The sequence below is a fragment of the Pseudomonas sp. NPDC087814 genome (assembly GCF_044742865.1).
In the GTDB taxonomy this organism is placed as follows: Bacteria; Pseudomonadota; Gammaproteobacteria; order Pseudomonadales; family Pseudomonadaceae; genus Aquipseudomonas.
Genome location: NZ_JBIUVK010000074.1, coordinates 1 through 19,618, shown reverse-complemented (window position 1 = coordinate 19,618; position 19,618 = coordinate 1). Strand labels below are relative to the sequence as shown.

The 19,618-nt window shown below is 60.7% G+C and carries 18 protein-coding genes and 1 pseudogene; 4 read left to right on the top strand and 15 right to left on the bottom strand.

Going from position 1 to position 19,618, the window contains the following annotated elements; all coding sequences use genetic code 11:
- Positions 1–147: 147 nt before the first annotated feature.
- From ACIOMR_RS29575 to ACIOMR_RS29550, 6 genes are all read right to left on the bottom strand, one after another.
- Positions 148–801: an HAD family phosphatase gene (locus tag ACIOMR_RS29575; protein WP_003219744.1), complete on the bottom strand. Its 654-nt coding sequence runs from the start codon at positions 799–801 to the stop codon at positions 148–150.
- A 29-nt stretch (positions 802–830) separates the two neighbouring features.
- The gene (locus ACIOMR_RS29570; protein ID WP_003219745.1) at positions 831–1,820 is read right to left on the bottom strand and encodes an ABC transporter ATP-binding protein; all 990 of its coding nucleotides are present in this window, start codon (positions 1,818–1,820) and stop codon (positions 831–833) included.
- On the bottom strand, positions 1,817–2,617 hold the full coding sequence (locus ACIOMR_RS29565; RefSeq protein ID WP_102369616.1) for an ABC transporter permease: 801 nt from the start codon (positions 2,615–2,617) through the stop codon (positions 1,817–1,819). Before ACIOMR_RS29565 ends, ACIOMR_RS29570 begins: the two co-directional genes overlap by 4 nt.
- A complete protein-coding gene (locus ACIOMR_RS29560) occupies positions 2,604–3,449 on the bottom strand; it encodes an ABC transporter permease subunit (RefSeq protein WP_010166442.1) in 846 nt (281 codons plus the stop codon). The genes ACIOMR_RS29565 and ACIOMR_RS29560 overlap by 14 nt, the downstream gene beginning before the upstream one ends.
- Positions 3,446–4,252, bottom strand: a complete 807-nt coding sequence (locus tag ACIOMR_RS29555; RefSeq protein ID WP_003219750.1) for an alkaline phosphatase family protein — start codon at positions 4,250–4,252, stop codon at positions 3,446–3,448. Before ACIOMR_RS29555 ends, ACIOMR_RS29560 begins: the two co-directional genes overlap by 4 nt.
- Positions 4,253–4,439: 187 nt before the next feature.
- Positions 4,440–5,507 (bottom strand): ABC transporter substrate-binding protein, encoded by a 1,068-nt coding sequence (locus ACIOMR_RS29550; protein WP_177123287.1) that lies wholly within the window; start codon positions 5,505–5,507, stop codon positions 4,440–4,442.
- Positions 5,508–5,858: 351 nt separating this feature from the next.
- Here ACIOMR_RS29550 and ACIOMR_RS29545 point away from each other — a divergent pair, with 351 nt between their 5' ends.
- Positions 5,859–6,572 (top strand): UTRA domain-containing protein, encoded by a 714-nt coding sequence (locus tag ACIOMR_RS29545; protein ID WP_010166446.1) that lies wholly within the window; start codon positions 5,859–5,861, stop codon positions 6,570–6,572.
- A gap of 383 nt (positions 6,573–6,955) precedes the next feature.
- Here the strand turns inward: ACIOMR_RS29545 and ACIOMR_RS29540 are convergent, their stop codons facing one another.
- From ACIOMR_RS29540 to ACIOMR_RS29530, 3 genes are all read right to left on the bottom strand, one after another.
- Positions 6,956–8,302: an amidohydrolase gene (locus ACIOMR_RS29540; protein WP_177037280.1), complete on the bottom strand. Its 1,347-nt coding sequence runs from the start codon at positions 8,300–8,302 to the stop codon at positions 6,956–6,958.
- Between the two features lie 51 nt (positions 8,303–8,353).
- A complete protein-coding gene (locus tag ACIOMR_RS29535; RefSeq protein ID WP_003219758.1) occupies positions 8,354–10,513 on the bottom strand; it encodes a mechanosensitive ion channel family protein in 2,160 nt (719 codons plus the stop codon).
- A gap of 72 nt (positions 10,514–10,585) precedes the next feature.
- Positions 10,586–10,762, bottom strand: coding sequence for a hypothetical protein (locus ACIOMR_RS29530; protein ID WP_003219760.1), 177 nt, complete (start codon positions 10,760–10,762; stop codon positions 10,586–10,588).
- 176 nt (positions 10,763–10,938) lie between these two features.
- Here ACIOMR_RS29530 and yegS point away from each other — a divergent pair.
- Positions 10,939–11,863 (top strand): annotated as a pseudogene (gene yegS, locus ACIOMR_RS29525) (lipid kinase YegS); the annotation flags it as partial.
- Here the strand turns inward: yegS and ACIOMR_RS29520 are convergent.
- The 3 genes from ACIOMR_RS29520 to ACIOMR_RS29510 all read right to left on the bottom strand — a co-directional run bounded on the left by ACIOMR_RS29520 (position 11,825) and on the right by ACIOMR_RS29510 (position 14,138).
- The gene (locus ACIOMR_RS29520; RefSeq protein ID WP_003219763.1) at positions 11,825–12,484 is read right to left on the bottom strand and encodes a response regulator transcription factor; all 660 of its coding nucleotides are present in this window, start codon (positions 12,482–12,484) and stop codon (positions 11,825–11,827) included. The pseudogene yegS and the gene ACIOMR_RS29520 sit on opposite strands and share 39 nt — an antisense overlap.
- On the bottom strand, positions 12,481–13,374 hold the full coding sequence (locus ACIOMR_RS29515; protein WP_003219766.1) for a sensor histidine kinase: 894 nt from the start codon (positions 13,372–13,374) through the stop codon (positions 12,481–12,483). Before ACIOMR_RS29515 ends, ACIOMR_RS29520 begins: the two co-directional genes overlap by 4 nt.
- A 320-nt stretch (positions 13,375–13,694) precedes the next feature.
- The gene (locus ACIOMR_RS29510; protein ID WP_003219767.1) at positions 13,695–14,138 is read right to left on the bottom strand and encodes a hypothetical protein; all 444 of its coding nucleotides are present in this window, start codon (positions 14,136–14,138) and stop codon (positions 13,695–13,697) included.
- 550 nt (positions 14,139–14,688) lie between these two features.
- Here ACIOMR_RS29510 and ACIOMR_RS29505 point away from each other — a divergent pair.
- The gene (locus tag ACIOMR_RS29505; protein WP_008430676.1) at positions 14,689–15,624 is read left to right on the top strand and encodes a chemotaxis protein CheV; all 936 of its coding nucleotides are present in this window, start codon (positions 14,689–14,691) and stop codon (positions 15,622–15,624) included.
- Between the two features lie 39 nt (positions 15,625–15,663).
- On the top strand, positions 15,664–16,470 hold the full coding sequence (locus tag ACIOMR_RS29500; RefSeq protein ID WP_003219772.1) for an MOSC domain-containing protein: 807 nt from the start codon (positions 15,664–15,666) through the stop codon (positions 16,468–16,470).
- A gap of 64 nt (positions 16,471–16,534) precedes the next feature.
- Here ACIOMR_RS29500 and ACIOMR_RS29495 read toward each other — a convergent pair whose 3' ends face one another.
- The 3 genes from ACIOMR_RS29495 to ACIOMR_RS29485 form a co-directional block, all read right to left on the bottom strand.
- Positions 16,535–16,819, bottom strand: coding sequence for a pyrimidine/purine nucleoside phosphorylase (locus ACIOMR_RS29495; protein WP_003226701.1), 285 nt, complete (start codon positions 16,817–16,819; stop codon positions 16,535–16,537).
- A 47-nt stretch (positions 16,820–16,866) separates the two neighbouring features.
- Positions 16,867–17,409, bottom strand: coding sequence for an exonuclease domain-containing protein (locus tag ACIOMR_RS29490; protein ID WP_003219774.1), 543 nt, complete (start codon positions 17,407–17,409; stop codon positions 16,867–16,869).
- 71 nt (positions 17,410–17,480) lie between these two features.
- On the bottom strand, positions 17,481–19,409 hold the full coding sequence (locus ACIOMR_RS29485; RefSeq protein WP_401197927.1) for an acetyl/propionyl/methylcrotonyl-CoA carboxylase subunit alpha: 1,929 nt from the start codon (positions 19,407–19,409) through the stop codon (positions 17,481–17,483).
- Between the last annotated feature and the right edge of the window lie 209 nt (positions 19,410–19,618).

Below are 19,618 nucleotides of genomic sequence, written 5' to 3'. Positions count from 1 at the left end.
GCCGAGCCACAGCGAGGCGCCGACAGGCGGGGCAGAGCGCTTTGGTTACTTTGCCGCTTTTGCAAAGTGACTCGCTGTAAGAGCGAAACCATAGGTGGCCGTTACCTAAATAACGGATATGTACCCACCTCAAACCAGCACAAAACGTCACACCCAATGATGAATCGGCCACCCAGCCTTCTCAGCATGCGCCCGCAGCACCGGGTCCGGATTCACCACCTGCGGGTTCTCCACCTTCAGCAACAGCGGCAAATCATTGCGCGAATCCGAGTAGAAGTACGCCCCATCAAGGTGCTCACCTTCCTGCTCCAGCCATTCCATCAGGCGAGTGATCTTGCCTTCGCGGTAAGTCAGTACACCTGTGGTCTTGCCGCTGTACACCCCATGGGCGACGTCCAGCTCAATCCCCAGCACTTCATCAATGCCGATACGCGCCGCAATCGGCTTGACCAGGTGCGTCCCCGACGCCGAGATCACCAAAATCCGGTCACCATTCTTGCGGTGCTGCGCAATGGTACGGGTGGCTTCGCTGTAGATCAGCGGCTCGATAACGTCTTCCACCCACGGCTCTACAAGGTGCTCGATCTCTTCCGGCGTGCGGCCAATCATCGGCTCCAGGCTGAAGTCCATGAAATCCTCCATGGCCAGCTCACCGCGGCTGTAGGCCGCCATCAGTTCGTCGTTCTTGCGCATGAACGACTCACCATCCACCCAGCCCAGGCGGCCCATTTGCTCGCTCCACAGGGTGGCGCAGTCGCCGTGGATCAGGGTGTCGTCCAGATCAAAAATTACCAATGCCATCTGTCACGCTCTCTCAAATAAATCGTGCGTCAGGCTACTTCACACAACGCACTTGGGTCGATGGAAAGTGCCAATCTCTGACCATCCGGGTGCAGATCGTCAGCCGAGCGGTTAAGCACATCCACCACCAATTCCACGCCCCGGGCTTCGATGCGGTAGCGAATCACGTTGCCCAACAGGCTGTGGCTGCGCACCAACGCATCCAGCTCACCGCTGCGGCTGAGCTCAATGGCCTCCGGGCGAATGGCGATGCGCCCGGTGATCGGACGCTGCAACAGTTTGCTGGCCTTGTCGGCATCAAGCAGGTTGTAGTTGCCGATAAAGCCCGCGGCGAACACATCCACCGGCGCGGTGTAGAGGGTCTCGGCATCGCCGCTCTGCACGATCTTGCCCTGGTTCATCAGGAAGATCCGGTCGGACATGGTCAGGGCTTCTTCCTGATCATGGGTCACGAAGATGGTGGTCAGGCCCAGCTCGCGCTGGATCTGGCGAATCTGTTCGCGCAGGTGCTTGCGAATCCGTGCATCGAGGGCCGACAACGGCTCGTCGAGCAACAGCAGGCGCGGGCGCGTCACCAGCGAGCGGGCGAGGGCCACGCGCTGGCACTGGCCGCCGGACATCTGGTGCGGGTAGCGGCCGGCGAGTTCTTTCAGCTCCACCAGTTGCAACACTTCCTGCACGCGTTTGTGGCTGTCGTCGGCATTGACCTTCTGCATGCGCAGGCCGAAGGCGACGTTCTGTTCCACCGTCATGTTGGGGAACAGCGCGTAGCTCTGGAACACCATGCCGATATGCCGTTTCTGTGGGCTCAGCGGGACGATGTCCTGGCCATCCAGTAGGATTTTCCCGCTGTCCACCGAGGTCAGGCCGGCGATGCAGCGCAGCAGGGTCGACTTGCCGCAGCCCGACGGGCCAAGCAGGGTGACGAATTCGCCCTTGGCGATTTCGCAGTTGATGTCACTGAATACCGGCGTACCGGCGTAGCCTTTTTGCAGGTGTTGGACGCTGACGAAGCTCATTGGCTTTTGTCCTTGTTCAAGATGTTGGCGGCCCAGGTCAGCACCAGCACGAAGAAGAAATAGGAGATCACCAGGGCACTGGTGAAGTGGCCGCTGCTGTTACGCATATTGTTGAGGTACACCTGCAGGGTTTCGTAGCGGGTGCCCACCAGGATGTTGGCGAACACGAACTCGCCGAACAGGAACGAGAACGACAGCAGCAATGCCACCATCAAGCCCTTGCGCAGGTTCGGCAGCACCACCAGGAACGCCGCCTGGAAGGTGCTGGCACCGAGCAGTTGGGCGGCGTCCATCAGGTCCCGCAGGTTGATCGCTTGCAGGTTGTTGGTGATCGCCCGGTACATGAACGGCAGCGCCACGGTGAAGTAGCAACCGATCAGGATCCACGGCGTACCCACCATCGCAAATGGCCCCGAGCCGTAGAGCTGCAACAGCCCCACCGACGACACCACCGGCGGCACTGCGAAGGGCAGCAGGATCAAAATGTTCATCAGCGCGTCGAGTTTCGGAAAGTGGTAATGCACCACAAACAGCAGCGGCAGGATCAGCACCACCGACAAGATCAGCGCGCCAACGCACACCAGCAGCGACTGGCCGAAGGCATTCAGGAAGCGCGGGTCACTCCACAGTTGGATATACCATTTAAAGGTAAAGCCGGATGGCAGGATGGTCGCCGACCAACTGCTGGCGATGGAGTAGACCAGGGTGCCGAGCAATGGCAGCACCAGGACAGCAAGCAACAGGTACACCACTACGCGATGGTAGAGGGCGGCCGAGCCAGGTTCAGCGCGAGACATGGTAGCTCCTCTTGAGCAGCAGTTGATGGACTACGGTCACCACCGTCATCAGCGCTACCAGCACCACGGCCAGGGCACTGGCCATGTTCGGGTCCAGGGAAATATCGCCGGAGACCATCGCCGCGATGCGGATCGGCAGCACGTTGAAGTTGCCGGTGGTCAGCGCGTACACCGTGGCGTAGGCGCCCAAGGCGTTGGCCAGCAGAATCACGAAGGTGCCCAGCAGTGCCGGGGTCAGCACCGGCAAGCCGATATGCCGCCAGTATTGCCAGCCATCCGCGCCGAGCAACGAAGCGGACTCGCGCCAGTCTTCGCGCAACGCGTCAAAGGCCGGGTAGAGCAGCAGTACGCCGAGGGGAATCTGGAAATAGGTATAAAGGATGATCAACCCGGTCTTGGAATACAGGTTGAAGTCCTGAATGATCCCGGCCTGCTTGAGCATGATGGTGATGCTGCCGTTGAACCCCAGCAGGATGATGAAGGCGAAGGCCAGGGGTACACCGGAGAAGTTGCTGGTCATGTTGGCGAAGGCGGTCACGAAATTGCGCAGCCGGCCATCCACCCGACGCAGCGAGTAACTGCCCAGCACGGCAATGACGATCCCGAACACACTGGAGTAGAAACTGATCTCCAGGCTGTACTGGATTGCCTGCAGGTAGAATTTCGAATTGGCGATCTTGCTGAAGTTGGCCAGGCCCCAGCCAAACTCTTCCGATTGCAGGCTGCTGACCAGCACCCAGAACAGCGGAGCGATCTCGAACACGATAAAAAACAGCGCGAAGGGCACCAGGCACAAGGCGGCCAGCCATTTGCCGCGGATCACTGAATTCACTTCAACAGCTCCCGGCATACAGGTTTGTCGTGGGGTACACCCAACAGCTCGCAGACGGTGCCGCACAGCTCGGTTTGTTTGGGCGTGGCGTGGGTGTCGAGGCTGAAGGCATCACCCAGCACAAACAGCGGCACTTCCCGTTCTTCCGGCAGCAGGCCGTTGTGGGAGCGGTCGTTGTTCATGCCGTGGTCGGCCGTCACCAGTACCTGGTAACCGGCGTCGAGCCAGCCTTGCAGGTAGTCGGCGAGGATGATGTCGGCCGAGCGCGCGCTGTTGCGGTATTGCGGGGTGTCGAGGCCGTGCTTGTGGCCGGCATCGTCGATGTTCATCGGGTGCACCACCAGGAAATTCGGCGCGTGTTTGAGGCGCAGGCTTTCGGCGTCGGCAAACAGGTGCGAGTCCGGGTAATGGTCATTCCAGTAGAAATGCCCGTGCTGGATCGCCAGGGCCGAGTCGCTGGTATGCCGATCCCGGGCGGCGATAAAGGGCGAGCGGTTATACAACTCGCTGACCCAGTGATACGCCGCCGCCGCCGTGGATAAACCGGCGTCGGTGGCGTAATGGAAAATACTGCGCTGGTTGGACAGGCGCGAAACGTTGTTGTGGACGATGCCGCTCTCGATCGGCGGTACGCCGGTGAGGATGCATTCGTACAGTGGCCGGGACAGGGCCGGCAGTTCACATTCCAGTTTGTACAGTGCTGCGCGTCCTGCGCCGACATAGGCCTGCAAGTGCCCCATGGCGTGTCGGGCAACCTCGTAATTCAGGCCGTCGAGCACGACAAGGATGACGTTGTGCTTCATAGGGGCTGGGGCTCCGCAACAAATAGGCTTGACTCGGTTTTTCGGTTGGAACACCGATCAAATGTGGGAGCTGGCTTGCCTACGATAGCGGTGTGTCAGTCGACAATGCTGCTGAATGTCATACCGCTATCGAAGGCAAGCCAGCTCCCACACTGACCGCGTTCCACTTGAACAGGCGTGTTAAGCCTTATTGCATATTGATGATGACTTCTTCCTGCCACTTCTGCGGCAGTGCCTTGGAGGTCTTCTCCCAAGCGTCGGCGTCCTTGATCGGCGTGACGTTCTTGTACTGCTCGTTAGGCAGCAGCTTGGCCTGTACGTCGGCTGGCAAGGTCAGGTGCTCGGCACGGATCGGCCGCGCATTGCCACGCGCCAGGTTGGTCTGGCCGGCGTCGCTGAAGATGTATTCGCGGGTCAGCTTGGCGGCGTTCGGGTGCTTGGCGTATTTGTTGATGATGGTGGTGTAGCCGGAAATCACCGAGCCGTCCGATGGGATCAGCACCACGTAGTCATCCGGGTTGGCCATCTTGGCCTTGTAGCTCAGGCCGTTGAAGTCCCAGACCACGCCCACTTCCACTTCGCCTTTTTCCATGGTGGCGATGGTTGGGTTGGCCAGCGACAGGCGGCCTTGCTTGGCGATGTCGGCGAACATCAGCAGCGCCGGCTGAATGTTCTTCTCGTCGCCACCGTTGGCCAGTGCGGCGGCGAGTACGCCGTTGGCCGCCTGGGCGGCGGTGCTCACGTCACCGATGGAAACCTTGTATTTGCCGGTCTTCAGGTCAGCCCAGCTTTTCGGAGCTTCGGAGCCGTGCAACAGCTTTTTGTTGACGATAAAGGCGATGGTGCCGGTGTAGGCCAGGGCCCAGTTACCGTCCTTGTCTTTCGCCCAATCCGGGACTTGTGCCCAGGTGGTCGGTTTGTACGGTTGGGTAACGCCCTGTTTCACCGCGATCGGGCCGAAGGCTGCACCCACGTCGCCGATGTCGGCGCTGGCGTTGTCTTTCTCTGCCGCAAACTTGGCGACTTCCTGGGCGGAGCTCATGTCGGTGTCGATGTGCTTGAGGCCGTAGGTCTTGGCCAGGTCGTCCCAGGTGCCTTTCCAGTTGGCCCAGTCATCGGGCATGCCGACGCTGTTGACGGCGCCTTCCGCTTTCGCGGCGGCTTCCAGGGTTTTTAGATCGGTATCAGCGGCCATGGCGGCGGTGCACATGGCAATGGTCGAGCCTAACAGTGATGCCAGGAAAAGCTGTTTCATCCGAAGCTCCTTTGGGCGTTTTCAACGCTGCGTTTTTATCGACGTTTGCGGTGGTGTTGGTCTAGGTCAGCAATACACGAGCCAATTTAGGCGTGGCGGATGACAGTTTCATGTCGATGTCGTTTTTTGTTGGCCTGGACGGGGGATCACCGGGTAAGCGTAGACCATGCCCAACCGCCCGGAAGACTTGGACTTGGCCGATGTATTGCAGGTCTTGTGGCAGGACGTCGCGAGGCGCTGTCATCTGTCGGTCATGTGCAATGCCTAGGCTTGCACGCAACAGCAGAGGCGCGTTTAGAGGGCGTTTTGTGCACCTGAATAGTGCTGGTCTAGTCCAGATAGGTAACGTTGATGCGTGATGAGGCAACCAAGGCGGTGACAACCATTGGCCTGGCGCTGCAAGAGCAGATCGACCATGGCTTGTTGGCGCCTGCCAGTAAGCTGCCGGCCGAGCGCAAGCTCAGCGAGTTGTTTGGTACCACCCGCATTACGGTGCGGGAAGCCTTGTTACAACTTGAGGCCCAAGGGCAGATTTATCGCGAGGAGCGGCGGGGGTGGTTTGTGTCACCGCCCAGGCTTGCCTATAACCTGATGCAGCGCAGTCATTTTCACGCGATGGTGAGTGCCCAGGGTCGGGTGCCGTCGACCGAGGTGATTTCGGCGCGGTTGCAGCCGGCTTCGGCGGCGGTGTGTGCGTGGTTGCAGTTGCCGGCGTTGTCCAGCGTGATTCAGATTTGCCGGGGGCGCAGGATTGATGGGCGGTTGGTGTTGTATGTGGAGCACTATCTGAACCCGCAGTATTTTCCGGGGATTCTGGAGTGTGATTTGAATCAGTCGATTACGGAGTTGTATGCGCGGGTGTATGACTTGCACTACGGGCGGGTGCGGTTTGAGATTGTGCCGACGTCATTGCAGGTTGAGGCTGCGGCGGCGTTGAGGGTGTCGGTGGGGAGCCCGGGGTTGCGGATTGCTCGGGTTAATTATGATCAGCATGAGCGGTTGATTGATTGTGATCTGGAGTTTTGGCGGCATGATGCGATTCATGTGGGGGTGGATGTGGTTTGACGTTTTGCCTGTGTGTATCCGTTATCTAGGTCACGACGGCTTTTGGTTCCGCTCTCACAGCGGCTCACTTTTGAACAGCCGGAATGCCGGCCCAGCCCCAAGTTAAGCACAGGGCTTTACGCCGATGACCCGAGTGTTAGAGCAAAAGCAGAGCCGCTGTATGTGGGAGCGGGCTTGCTCGCGAAAAACCTGAGGGCGCCGCGTTGAGTCAGGATACCCACGTCATCGTTAACGACCTTCGCGAGCAAGCCCGCTCCCACATTTGGATCGTGTCCGCCTTTGGGTTTGCTGTTGCTTCACCACACTTAAGCCCGAGCGAGGTGCAGAGTGGTGGGGCAAGAGCGGAACCCTAGGCGGCCGTTACCTGAATAACGGATATACCCTCAATCCCCCGCATTGGCATACAAATAATCCGTCGCCAACGAAGCCAGCGTCCGAACCCCAACCACCAACGCCGACTCATCCACAAAGAACCCCGGATTATGATTCGGCGCCGCCTTGCTCATGTCCTGATCCCTCGGCGTCACCCCCAGAAACACAAACAACCCTGGCGCTTCCTTGGCATAAAACGAGAAGTCCTCAGCCCCACCCACCAACGGGGCATTCACTACGTCGCCATTCGCCGCCCAACGCAAACTCGGCAGCATCTTTTCGGTCAGCGCCGGGTTGTTGATGGTCGGGTCGTACTTCTCAATGATCGTCACCTCAGCCTTCGCCCCACCACTCTCGGCAATCTTCTCGACGGTCTGCCGCACATCCGCATGCAGCTTCTGGCGAATGCCATAGTCGTAGGAGCGAATGGTCCCACTCATGTCCACCGACTCGGGAATGATGTTGTACCGCGTCCCTCCGTTGATGGTGCCAATACTCACCACCGCCGGAAACGAAGAAATGTCGGTACGCCGGCTCACCACCGTCTGCAACCCAACGATGGCCTGCGCCCCGACAGTAATCGGATCAATCCCATCCCACGGCCGCCCCGCATGGGTCTGCTTGCCCAGGATCTTGATCCGCAGGTCATCCGAGCTCGCCAGCGTCGGCCCCGGCCGATACGCAATCTGCCCCGCAGGCACCCCGGCCCACACATGCAGCCCAAAAACGGCATCCGGCTTGGGCGATTTCATCAGCCCTTCCTGCACCATCATCTTCGCGCCCCAAGTGTTTTTACCGTCGGGGATAAAGTCGCTCGGGCCTTCTTCAGCCGGCTGGAAATAAAACACCACGGTCCCAGGCAGGCGATCGCGCATACCTGTAAGGATTTTCGCTGTGCTCAGCAGGATGGCGGTGTGGGCGTCGTGGCCGCAGGCGTGCATCACGTCGACTTCTTTATCGAGGTACACACCCTTGGCCTTCGAGGCGAAGGGCAGGCCGGAGACTTCCTTGACCGGCAGCGCATCCATGTCGGCGCGCAAGGCCACGGTCGGGCCGGGCAGGGCGCCCTTGAGGATGGCGACAACGCCCGTGCGCGCCACGCCAGTCTTGACCTCCAGCCCCATCTCCCGCAGTTGCTTGGCCACCAGCTCCGCGGTGCGATGTTCGGTATTGCCCAGTTCAGGATGGGCGTGGATGTCGCGCCGGGTTTCCAGCAAGGCCGGTTCCAGTACTTTGGCCTGGGCGGCGATGGTTTCGCGGGCACTGTCCTGGCCGCTGTTGGCGGCGATGACCGCGCTGCTGGCGACACCGCACAGCAGGCCGAATACCCATTGGTGTGTAAGACCGGTCAAACGCATAAGGACTCTCCATGATTATTGTTGTTGATCCTGACGTCGTCCGGGCAGCGCTTATTCTTTCTCTTGCACGCCTCCCGCCGCTGTCACCACTTGCACGCTCAAGCGTGGGGTGGCCAGGTCCAGCCCGGCTTCGTCGAGGTGACGCTTGAGCGACAGGTTGAACGCCCGCGAAACCTCCCACTGCTTGATCGGCGCGGTCTTGAAGCGGGCGCGAAGAATCGCACTGCCGGACTCGAAACTTTCTACACCCTGAATCTCCAGCGGCGACCAGATATTGCGCCGCTGCAACGGGTCGTTGCGCATCTTCTGCCCGACGTCGCGCATCAGCTTGATGGCGTCGTCGATTTCCATGTTGTAGGGAATCGCCACCCGGAAGATCGCGTAGCCGAACTCCCGGGAGTAGTTCTTGATGCTTTTGATTTCACTGAACGGGATCGTATGCACGATGCCGTCGATGTCCCGCAGGCGCACGGTACGGATGGTCAACCCTTCGACCGTCCCCAGGTGGCCGCCGACATCCACGTAGTCATCAATTGCCAGGGAGTCTTCGATAATGATGAACAGGCCGGTGATCAAATCCGCCACCAGCGACTGTGCACCAAAACCGATGGCCAGGCCGATCACACCGGCACCCGCCAGCAGCGGCGTGACGTTCATGCCCATGTTCGCCAGGGCGACGATGGCGGCAATGATGAAGATGGTCACGAACAGCACGTTGCGAATCAACGGCATCATCGTCTGCGCACGCGCATTGGCCAGGCCTTTGCGCGAGCGGGTGAGGGCGTGGTGGATCGCGGTGTCGCTGAGGATCCAGATCAGCCAGGCAAACAGCAATGTGCCGGCAAGGCCGAACAGCTTGACGCTGATTTCATGCCCGTCGCCTTCGGTAAAACGGATCAGCGACAGGCCCCAGACCCGCAGGCCGAGTTCGATAAACACCAGCCACACCACCAGGTGGGCGAGGGTGTAGACGAAGCTTTTCAGGCGCTCGGAGTACAGCGCATGGCGCTTGTGCCCACGCTGCGGCTTGAGTGAATGACGGCGCACCAGGCCGTTGATCACCATGCACAGCACCAGCAACACCGTGCACAACAACGACTGGCGCAGGGCGGTGCTGGTGTCGCCGGCGGAGACGAAGGTGGCGAACAGCGAGATGCCCACCAGCAGCAACGCCGGCAGGTACCAGAAGGTGCCGACGATTTCGATGGTGTCACTCAGGGCGCGGCGGGTCAGGCGGCGGGACAGCGGCTGGTTGCGGATCAGGTGCGCAATCGGCCGGCGGAATCGCAGGATGAACACACCGGTGGACAGCGCGGCCATGACATTGGCGATGGTCGCGGCGACATGGGACAGGTGCTGGCCCAGACTCTCGGCCAGGCGCGGGTCGCTGACGGCTTCGCCAAAGGCGGCAAAGCTGCCGATCAGCCATAACGGCCGGAAGGCCTGGTGGCGCAGGATGTACAACGCGCGGTGACGGTGCGGGCCGTCGAGTACGGAAAACGCGACCACGCAGATCGCCGAGAAGCAGGTGCCCACCACCAGCGCATAGGCCAGCACCATTGCCAGGGATTTGCCGAGGGACGAGGGCAGTGCGTAACTCATGTAGACGGTGATCACCAACGCGATCAGCCACGGGCCGAGCTTGCGCAGGGCAAAGCGCAGCAGGTCCCAGGTCTTGGGGTGTTGCGGCAGTTCTTCGGTCAGGCCGAAGCGCTCGCGCACCCGGTGGCTGAGCCAGATCAGGATCGCGGCCAGCAGGCTCCAGAGCATCAGGATCATGGCAAAGGCAAAGATGATCGGCAGCCATTCGCTGGCCGGCAGCATCAGTGCGGTGAGTTCATCCTTGGCCTGGTCAAATTCGTTGGACCAGCGATTGAGCGGGCTGTCGGCACCGGAGAATTGTTGCTCCAGGCTCGACAGCGTACCGCCGATCAAACCGAGTACACCCAGTTCGGCGGCGGGCTGGGCCTTTTGCGTGGTCTCACGAAGCTTTTTCAGGTCGCTCAGCAGCTTGGTGCGCTGCTGGTCGTTTTCCAGGGTCTTGATCACCTCGTCCAGGGACTGGCCCAACGGGACGTCGGCTTGCGGCTGGGTTTTGGTGTTGCTGCCCAGCAGCCCCGGCAGGCTCACGGCGTGGGCAGGCGCCATGGGCAGCAGGGTCAGCAGGCAGAAAAGCAGGCAACAGGGCAGGGCAAACAGACGGGCAAGCACGAGGCGGTCAACCTTAAAAACGACGAATTGACCGAGTGTACGAGGCCGTCATGTGCAATGCGAGTGAGATTGTCATTCGGCGAGTTTGGCGAGGATCTTGTAAACCACGGTGCCGAGGATCAGCAGCATGCCGATCCACATGCCGAACACACCGATGGGTTTGTCGCGGAAGTTGAAGCCGATGGCCAGGAGGATCATGCCGGTCAGGATGGGGATAAGCATGGAGTGGAAGGCGGACATGGTGATCATGGTGCGACGGCCTTGTCGGGTGGGAATAGGTATAAGTCTAGGTCGATTTCGCCAAGTGCGAGTTGATCCGTGTCAGAAACGCTACAAACCCCGGTTAATTTCTAAATCCGATGGCTTTTTTTCGATTGGCCACGGTCAACATCCCTCAGGAACCTTAAACCCAGGAGCATTCATCCATGAGCACACCCAAGGCACTGTTGATTCTGCACGGCAAGCAAGCCCTCAACGAGCAGGTGCGGGCGGCGGTGCAGGGCAAGCGCGAGCAGGGCTGGGACCTGGCCGTACGGGTGACGTGGGAGGGTGGCGATGCCCAGCGGTTTGTCGATCAGGCCCTTGCCGATGGCTACACGCGGCTGATTGCCGGCGGCGGTGACGGCACCCTGCGGGATGTGGCCGAGGCCATGGCCCGGGCCAAGACCGAGGCCAGCCTGGTGCTGATGCCCCTCGGTACCGCCAACGATTTTGCCCGCGCCGCCGGTGTGCCGCTGGAGCCCGAGCAGGCCCTGGACCTGCTGGATGTACCGGCCCGTGCCATCGACCTGGGCGAAGTCGGCGGGCAGATCTTCCTGAATATGGCCACCGGTGGTTTTGGCAGCCAGGTCACCGCCAACACCTCCGAAGACTTGAAGAAAGTCCTCGGTGGCGCGGCGTATCTGTTTACCGGCCTGTCACGCTTCAGCGAGTTGCGCGCGGCCTACGGTGAATTGCAGGGCCCTGACTTTCACTGGCGCGGCGAGCTGCTGGCCCTGGGCATCGGCAACGGGCGCCAGGCCGGTGGTGGCCACGTGCTGTGCCCCGGCGCCCTGGCCGATGATGGTTTGTTGGATATCAGCATCTTGCCGGCGCCGCAGGAAGTGGTCGGCACCCTGCGCAACCTGATGACGGACGGCTGGGGCCTGGACAATATGTTTGTGCGGGCGCGCTTGCCGTGGGTCGAAATCAAGGTCGCCGAAGGGCTGGCGATCAACCTCGACGGTGAACCTCTCCAGGGTGACGACTTGCACTTCTCGGCCTTGCCCCAGGCACTGCGGGTGCATCTGCCGGAGGACTCACCGTTGCTGACTAATCGTCAAGGCTGATGATCTGTTCGCGCACTGCGAACAGCACCAGGCCCGCCACGTCGAAAATCTGCAGGCGCTTCATGATCTGCGAGCGGTGGGCTTCCACGGTCTTGATGCTCAGACCCAGGCCATTGGCGATTTCACGGGTGGACTTGCCGCGCACGATCAAGCGCAGGATTTCCAACTGGCGTGCCGTCAGGTTGTGGCTGTGGGGCGGCGGGTTGACCTGGGCCTGATTGCGGATCAGCGCCTGGTTGATCACCGTATGGGCGATCGCCGGGCTGAGGTAGCGTTCGTTGTTGCGCAACGCCAGCAGCGCGTGCTCCAGCTCATTGGCCGTGGTGTCCTTGAGCAGGTAGCCATGGGCGCCGGACTCCAGCGCGCACATGATCAGCTCCGGGTCGGTGTGCATCGACAGGATCAGCACCTTGCTCTTCGGGTAGGCGCGCTTGAGGTCTTTCAATGCATCGAGCCCGCCGGTGTGCTTCATCGACAGGTCAAGCAGCACGATGTCGGGTTGCAGCGCGTCAAACCGCTCCAGCAACTGCGCGCCGTCGCTCGCTTCACCGATCACCGCGTAGCCGGGAATATCCATGACCAGCGCACGCACGCCGGCCCTGATCAGGGAGTGGTCATCCACCAGGAGTAAGTTGCACGTCACTCTAGAACCTTATGGGGGTTGGCCCGTTCGAGGGCGCGGGGCGCCCAGGGGAAAAGCGCTTCGATCCTCGTCCCGGAGCCTGGCTGGCTATTGACCGACAATGTGCCTCCCAGTTGATCAATCCGCTCGGACATCCCGGCCATGCCCCGCTGGCCTTCCTGGGCGGGGTTGATGGCGGGCGAAAAGCCCTGGCCGTCATCGCTGATAAACAGTGACAGGCCTTCGGGCAGGCGTTGCAGGCGTACCAGCAGGTTACGTGCCTGGGCATGGCGCAGCATGTTGGTGACGGCTTCCTGGGTAATGCGAAAGGCGGCAACAGCCATCTCTTCCGGGATGCCGGTCAGCCGTTGATGGCATTCCAGGCTCCAGCTTACCCGGGTGTTTTCCAGGGTCTTGAGCAGATGCGCCCGCAGGCTCGCCTCAAGGCCCAGGCTCGCCAGTTGCCGGGGGTTGAGGATGGCCGACACGTCCTGCACCTTGGCCAGGGTTTCGTTGAGGGTGTTGCACAGCACCGCACAGTGGCCCTGCAGGTTTTCCGGAAGACGGCGCTTGAGCCATTCACTTTGCAGCTTGGCGGCGGTCAACAGTTGGCCGATATCGTCGTGCAGTTCGCGGCTGAGGCGATGACGTTCGTTTTCCTGGACCTGCAACAGGCGGTCGGCCAACTCCTGGGGCTGGAACTTGATGGACTTGCGTGAGCGCCACTGTTGCAAGCCCACCACCAGCAGGGTGGCCAGGTTCACTGACAACAGCGCCAGGGGAAGATCGGCCGAGTGTGCATAAGCCCACAGGCTGAGCAGGCACGCGCACAGGCATAGCGCGAGGGTTATCCAGCGTGCATTGCTTCGGGACACGGACCTTGCGATGAGTGACTTCAGGCTGGCGTACATAGGAGGCGCATTTCACGTTTATATGCATCATGAAGTTGAGTCACTTCGAGCGGGGCATGGTACCACCACTATTACCGTTGGTCGCCTGGCGCCGAGCGGGATGAGGCGTATTAATCACGGCAGCGTCCCGGAAGGTAGTCCCGGAGTTCAACGAGTGGGGAAGTTGTATCATTGAAGTTGTTTTGTATCAGTATTGTCGTTAGTGGCTTATTGATATTTTTCTGCTAACGACGTCGTGATGCATAAATAGTTGTGGTGTCGTTTTTAGATAATCAGGCAATTGAATGCGACATTTTTTGTCGCTTGAATGCGAAGAAGCCTCAAATAGCGTAAGGCCTGTGTTGTTGCTTATAGCCGAAATCGCTTTGGGGGATGTGTTGGACAACGGTGGCGATCAACACGGTTTGTTCCGTTTCATCCAGGCCGAGCTTGCCGGTTTTTGTATCGATCAACTCCAGTTGCCAGGCCAGCAGGGTGAGGCAGTTGTGCAGTGCATCAAGTGCTTCGTCATGCAGTTGCAGGGGGCTGGCGGCGTTGCTGATCAGGTACTGGATATGCCGTGAGAACTCGCTGATCGCCCTCAGGGCCAGGGCTTCGGATTTTTCCGCGAGCTTGATCAGGTTGGTTTTCATGCAGTCGATCGCGTCACTGTCGTTGCGGATCAAATGCAGGTGGCTCAAGCATTCTTCAGACTTGGCCAGCAACATTTCCGCTTCGAGGAGGAACTCGGGAAGTGCAAGTTGCCACTCTTTGCCGTCGTTCATCACACAAGTCTCCAGAACATACGATCGGATGATGAGATGTTGCACCGGTTGAATGGCGTAAAACTACCGCTGAAATATGACGAATATCTGTAGGCCAGTTCCGACTTTTCAGTAGGAAATTTATTTGAATGACGGCCGTCGCCCGAGTACCCCACAATTTCCAGGGACATTCGCACAACTTCTTTGGGTGCCAGTACATAAGTCACTGGATGATCCGTTGGCCGTGGGCTTGCGATAGCAAACAAAAGCCTGACTCCATTCATGCAATGAGAATGGCGTCACATTAATGGCTATTAGATATCGCGAATATCAGGTTGGTCCTGATTGTGGATAGGGGAATCCCTTACATAGCGGAACCTCGCGCAGACTTTGCGGTCACGCGGCGGTGGTGATGGGCCTTGCGCTGAAGCGGGTTCAGTAAAGCATGATGTCAGTGTGACATCAATGGATTTGCATGGCATTTTAGTGGGGGGTCAAGGTCCGGCGTTTGCCGCCGATAACCTGCTTCAGTGACCAGCACTATCCATCCGCTAAACCCCAGGAGTCTTTAATGGCCGGCATTCTCGACACGGTAGATCAACGCACACAATTGGTGGGTGAGAATCGCCTGGAGATCCTCATGTTTCGCCTGGCCGGGCGGCAGCTGTTCGCGATCAACGTGTTCAAGGTGCAGGAAGTGCTGCAACTGCCCAAGTTGACCCTGATGCCCCAGCGCCACCCGTTTGTCTGCGGCGTGGTCAACCTGCGTGGGCAGACGTTGCCGGTGATCGACCTGTCCCAGGCGATTGGCATGCGTCCGCTGATTCCGGGCCCCAACAGCACCATTATCGTCACCGAGTACAACCGCTCGGTGCAGGCGTTCCTGGTGGGCGGCGTCGACCGCATCGTCAACATGAACTGGGAGGCGATCCTGCCGCCGCCGGCAAGTGCCGGGCGCCAGCATTACCTGACGGCCATCAGCAAGGTCGATGACCAGTTGGTGGAAATCATCGACGTGGAAAAAGTCCTCGCCGAAATCGTGCCCTACAACGCCAAGGTTTCCCGCGAGAAACTTGAAGACCCGGTGCTGGAACGCGCCCGCGGCCGCGAAGTGCTGCTGGTGGACGACTCCAACGTCGCCCTCTCGCAACTGCGTGACACCCTCGGACAGTTGGGGGTGAAGATGCACATTGCCAGCGACGGCCTCAAGGCACTGAACATGCTCAAGGCCTGGGCCGACAGTGGCCAGGTGATGACCGACAAGCTGTTGATGATCTTCACCGACGCCGAAATGCCCGAGATGGACGGCTACCGCCTGACCACCGAGATTCGCAACGACCCGCGCCTGCGCAGCCTGTACGTGGTGCTGCATACGTCGTTGTCCGGCAGCTTCAACGACTCGATGGTGAAGAAGGTCGGTTGCGACAACTTCCTCTCCAAGTTCCAGCCCGACAAGTTGGTGGACGTGGTACGTCAGCGCCTGATGCTGGACGAAGTCCCGGCTTGAGCTTAGGGTGACGGCTTTGTCCCTCAGGAATGCAGGCCCATGCTTCGTCTCAGCGCGTTGTACCGATACCCCTTGAAGTCCGGCAAGGGTGAATCCTTGCAGCAGATCGGCCTGGACACACTCGGGCTCGACGGGGATCGACGCTGGATGTTGGTGGACGAGGCCAGCGGGCGTTTCCTGACCCAGCGCGCCGTGGCCAGGATGAGCCAGCTCTCGGCGCTGTGGAACAGCGCCGGTGGCCTGACCTTGAGCGCCGAGGGCCAACCTGCGCTTGACGTGCCACTACCCGGCAGCGATGCCGAGTTGCGCGGCGTGACCATCTGGCGTGACACCTTGCGCGTGCCGGATGCCGGTGACGAGGCAGGCGCCTGGCTCAGCGAATTCATCGGCAAACCCACGCGGCTGGTGCAAGTGCCGCTGTCCCGTGCGCGCACGACCGAGGCCGGCTACGGCAAGGATGATGACAAGGTCGCGTTTGCCGATGGCTTTCCGTTGCTGCTGATCGGCCAGGCGTCCCTGGATGACCTGTCCCAGCGTATCGGTCGGCCCATGGAGATGCTGCGTTTTCGCCCCAACCTGGTGATCGAGGGCAGCGAAGCCTTTGCCGAAGACGGCTGGAAGCGGATACGGATCGGTGATGTGGAGTTTCGCGTGGTCAAGTCCTGCTCACGCTGCATCCTCACCACCATCGACCCGGCGAGTGGCGAGCGCAGTGCCGACCGCGAACCGCTGGCCACGCTCAAGACCTACCGCGAGCAAGAGGGCGATGTGATGTTCGGGCAGAACCTGGTCAACGATGGGGTGGGCCGCCTGGAAGTCGGCATGCCGGTGACGATCCTGGAGTAAGCAGCCCTGAAATGAAAAATGCCCGTCTCTCGCGAGACGGGCATTTTTTTCGGCTATCGAACGTTTAGCCGCGGTATTCGCACAGGTAGGCGGTGTCGACCGCCACCTTCAGCTGGAACTTGCTGTTGGCTGGCACGTTGAACTGGCTGCCGGCGGCGAAGGTTTCCCAGTCGCTGCTGTCTGGCAGCTTGACGGTCAGTGCGCCCGATACCACGTGCATGATTTCACGCTGGGCAGTGCCGAACTCGTATTCACCCGGGGCCATGACGCCGATGGTCGCCGGACCTTCTGCAGTGCCGAAAGCGATCGACTTGACGGTGCCGTCGAAGTACTCGTTGACTTTAAACATGGGCGAATCCTCGGAAAAGGGTCAAGAAAGGTCGGCCAGTATGCCTTCTACACGGGCAAAATCAACGGCAGCAGCCGTGCGGTATTGCGTGCATCTTCCAGCGCCCGATGCTGTTGGCCGTGGAACTGCATGCCGGCCAGTTGCAGCGCGCCGTTGAGCCCCAGCGGCTTGTCCAGGCGCCGGGCCTTGGCGAAGCGTTGCTTGAGGTTCACGTGGGGCGTCTGGCCCAGCACGCTGCTCAAGCCATGGCGCTGCCACTCCAGTTCCAGTTGCTGGCGGTCGTAGTCACCCCAGCTCGCCCAGCCTTCCAGGCGTGCCTGGTGCTGGCCAAGCCAGCGTTCGAACAGCGGCCACACCTCAATCAACGGCGCGGCAGCGTCGATATTCGCCTGGGTGATGTGGGTCAACTGGCGGCAGAACGGCGTCAGCAGCGGCCTGCGCAATGGCCGCACGAAACGCTGGAAATGGTCCAGTTCACGGCCCTGGCGGTTGACCAGGCTCACACCGATTTCGATGATTTCCATCTCGGTCACGGGCCAGCCGCCTTCATCCGTTGTGGCTTCAAGATCAATAATCAGCCAATGAGGCATCGCAGGTTCCCGTACTCTTCCCGTCCTGATGGGGATAGAGCGTAGCCAAGCCTGCTAGTTCCGCCCAGGGCTTACTCGATCTCCAGCAAAATCTGACGGTTCCTGACCTGATCGCCTGCAACCGCCTGGATTCGCTTGACCACGCCACTCATGCCGGCCTTGAGTGGGTGCTCCATTTTCATCGCTTCCAGCACCAGCAACAGCTGGCCCTTGCTGACCGAATCGCCTTCGCTGACCCGTACTTCGACAATTGCCCCATCCATCGGCGCCTTGACCGTGCCGTTGCCGGCCTCGGCCTGGCGGGTGGCGACGGTTTGGGTTCGATCATTGATGCACACGCCGGGCAACCAGAGCCGGGTGCCTTGCAGGTGGTAGGCAATGCGACGGCGAATGCCGTTGAGAACGGCGGTGGCCCAGCGTCCGTCGGTGGAGAGGTCGCGTATTTCGATGGCGTGCTGATCAATCTCGACTTGCAGGCAATTGTCCGCCAGCACACTGAGGCTGATGGTCCGGGGCTCGTCGTGTTCGGCCAATTGCCAGGTCCAGGGTACGCTGGCGTTGTTGCGCCAGCCGGATAATGGCTGGGTGTGAGCGCTGGCGCTGTGTTGGTAAAACAGCGCGGCGGCCAGGGCCAGCTCTTCGTTGGTCGCGTGGGTACGCGGGATGTCGCTGAAGTGTTCGGCAATAAAGCCGGTGCTGAAATCGCCGGCGATGAAGTGTGGATGCTTGAGCAGGCTGGCCAGCAGGCGCTGGTTGGTGGGCACGCCGAGCAGCACGCAGTCTTCCACGGCCCTGACCAGCTTGCGCCGGGCCTCTTCGCGGGTGGCGCCGTGGGCGATGATCTTGCCCAGCATCGAGTCGTAGAACGGGGTGATGCGCTGGCCTTCCAGCACGCCATGATCGATGCGCACACCTGGCGCCGGGTCCCAGCGCAGTACGTCGCCGGTTTGCGGGAGGAAGCCCTGGGCCGGGTCTTCGGCGTACAGGCGCACTTCCATGGCGTGACCGGTGAGGGTCACTTGTTCCTGACTCAGGGGCAAAGGTTGGCCGGCGGCGATGTGCAGTTGCCAGGCGACGAGGTCGAGGCCGGTGATCAGTTCGGTGACCGGGTGTTCGACCTGCAGGCGGGTGTTCATCTCCAGGAAGTAGAAATTGCCGTCGCGGTCGAGCAGGAACTCCACCGTGCCGGCGCCGACGTAATTGACGGCGCGCGCGGCCTTGAGGGCGGCTTCGCCCATGGCTTGGCGCAGCTTGGGGGTCATGACGGGGCAGGGGGCTTCTTCGATGACTTTTTGATGGCGGCGCTGGACCGAGCAGTCGCGTTCGCCGAGGTAGATCAGGTTGCCGTGGGTGTCGCCGAACAGTTGGATTTCGACGTGGCGGGGGGCGATCAGGGCTTGTTCGAGGATGAGTTCGGCGCTGCCGAAGGCGTTTTGTGCTTCGGAGCGGGCGGTGCGCAGGTGTTCCAGCAGGGCGTCGGGGTTGTGTACCAGGCGCATGCCGCGGCCGCCGCCGCCGGCGCTGGCCTTGATCATCAGTGGGTAGCCGATGTGGGTGGCTTGTTGTTGCAGGGTTGGGTCGTCCTGGTCGGGGCCTTGGTAGCCCTTGATGCAGGGGACGCCGGCGTTGAGCATGGCGATTTTTGAGAGGCGTTTGCTGCCCATCAGGTTGATGGCTTCGGGGCTGGGGCCGATGAAGGTGAGGCCGGCGTTTGCGCAGGCTCGGGCGAAGTCGGGGTTTTCGGAGAGGAAGCCGTAGCCGGGGTGGATGGCGTCGGCGCCGGTGCGGTGGGCTGCGTTGAGGATGGCTTCGATGTTCAGGTAGGACTGGGTGACCGGGGCGGGGCCGATGTTGATGGCTTCGTCGGCCATCTGGACGTGCAGGGCGTCGGCGTCGGCTTCGCTGTAGATCGCTACGGTGCGGTAGCCCAGGGATTGGGCGGTGCGCTGGATGCGGCAGGCGATTTCGCCACGGTTGGCTATGAGGATTTTGTTGAACATGAGTGACCCCTTGGGTTGGCGTTTACCGTGTACATATCCATTCCTGCGGTAACGGCTGCTATTGGTTCCGCTCTTACAGCGGGTCACTTTTGAAAAGCGCAAAAGTAACCAAAACGCTCTGCCCCGCCTGTCGGCGCCTCGCTGTGGCTCGGCGTTCCCTCACTCCGGCATTACTCCGCGGGCCGCCGCGACGGGCCATCCATGGCCCG

Bases quoted from the DNA above. Each gene is read 5' to 3' on its own strand.
- ACIOMR_RS29575 (WP_003219744.1), bottom strand. From the start codon at position 801: ATGGCATTGGTAATTTTTGATCTGGACGACACCCTGATCCACGGCGAC.
- ACIOMR_RS29570 (WP_003219745.1), bottom strand. From the start codon at position 1,820: ATGAGCTTCGTCAGCGTCCAACACCTGCAAAAAGGCTACGCCGGTACG.
- ACIOMR_RS29565 (WP_102369616.1), bottom strand. From the start codon at position 2,617: ATGTCTCGCGCTGAACCTGGCTCGGCCGCCCTCTACCATCGCGTAGTG.
- ACIOMR_RS29555 (WP_003219750.1), bottom strand. From the start codon at position 4,252: ATGAAGCACAACGTCATCCTTGTCGTGCTCGACGGCCTGAATTACGAG.
- ACIOMR_RS29550 (WP_177123287.1), bottom strand. From the start codon at position 5,507: ATGAAACAGCTTTTCCTGGCATCACTGTTAGGCTCGACCATTGCCATG.
- ACIOMR_RS29545 (WP_010166446.1), top strand. From the start codon at position 5,859: ATGCGTGATGAGGCAACCAAGGCGGTGACAACCATTGGCCTGGCGCTG.
- ACIOMR_RS29540 (WP_177037280.1), bottom strand. From the start codon at position 8,302: ATGCGTTTGACCGGTCTTACACACCAATGGGTATTCGGCCTGCTGTGC.
- ACIOMR_RS29530 (WP_003219760.1), bottom strand. From the start codon at position 10,762: ATGATCACCATGTCCGCCTTCCACTCCATGCTTATCCCCATCCTGACC.
- ACIOMR_RS29515 (WP_003219766.1), bottom strand. From the start codon at position 13,374: ATGTACGCCAGCCTGAAGTCACTCATCGCAAGGTCCGTGTCCCGAAGC.
- ACIOMR_RS29510 (WP_003219767.1), bottom strand. From the start codon at position 14,138: ATGAACGACGGCAAAGAGTGGCAACTTGCACTTCCCGAGTTCCTCCTC.
- ACIOMR_RS29505 (WP_008430676.1), top strand. From the start codon at position 14,689: ATGGCCGGCATTCTCGACACGGTAGATCAACGCACACAATTGGTGGGT.
- ACIOMR_RS29500 (WP_003219772.1), top strand. From the start codon at position 15,664: ATGCTTCGTCTCAGCGCGTTGTACCGATACCCCTTGAAGTCCGGCAAG.
- ACIOMR_RS29495 (WP_003226701.1), bottom strand. From the start codon at position 16,819: ATGTTTAAAGTCAACGAGTACTTCGACGGCACCGTCAAGTCGATCGCT.
- ACIOMR_RS29490 (WP_003219774.1), bottom strand. From the start codon at position 17,409: ATGCCTCATTGGCTGATTATTGATCTTGAAGCCACAACGGATGAAGGC.
- ACIOMR_RS29485 (WP_401197927.1), bottom strand. From the start codon at position 19,409: ATGTTCAACAAAATCCTCATAGCCAACCGTGGCGAAATCGCCTGCCGC.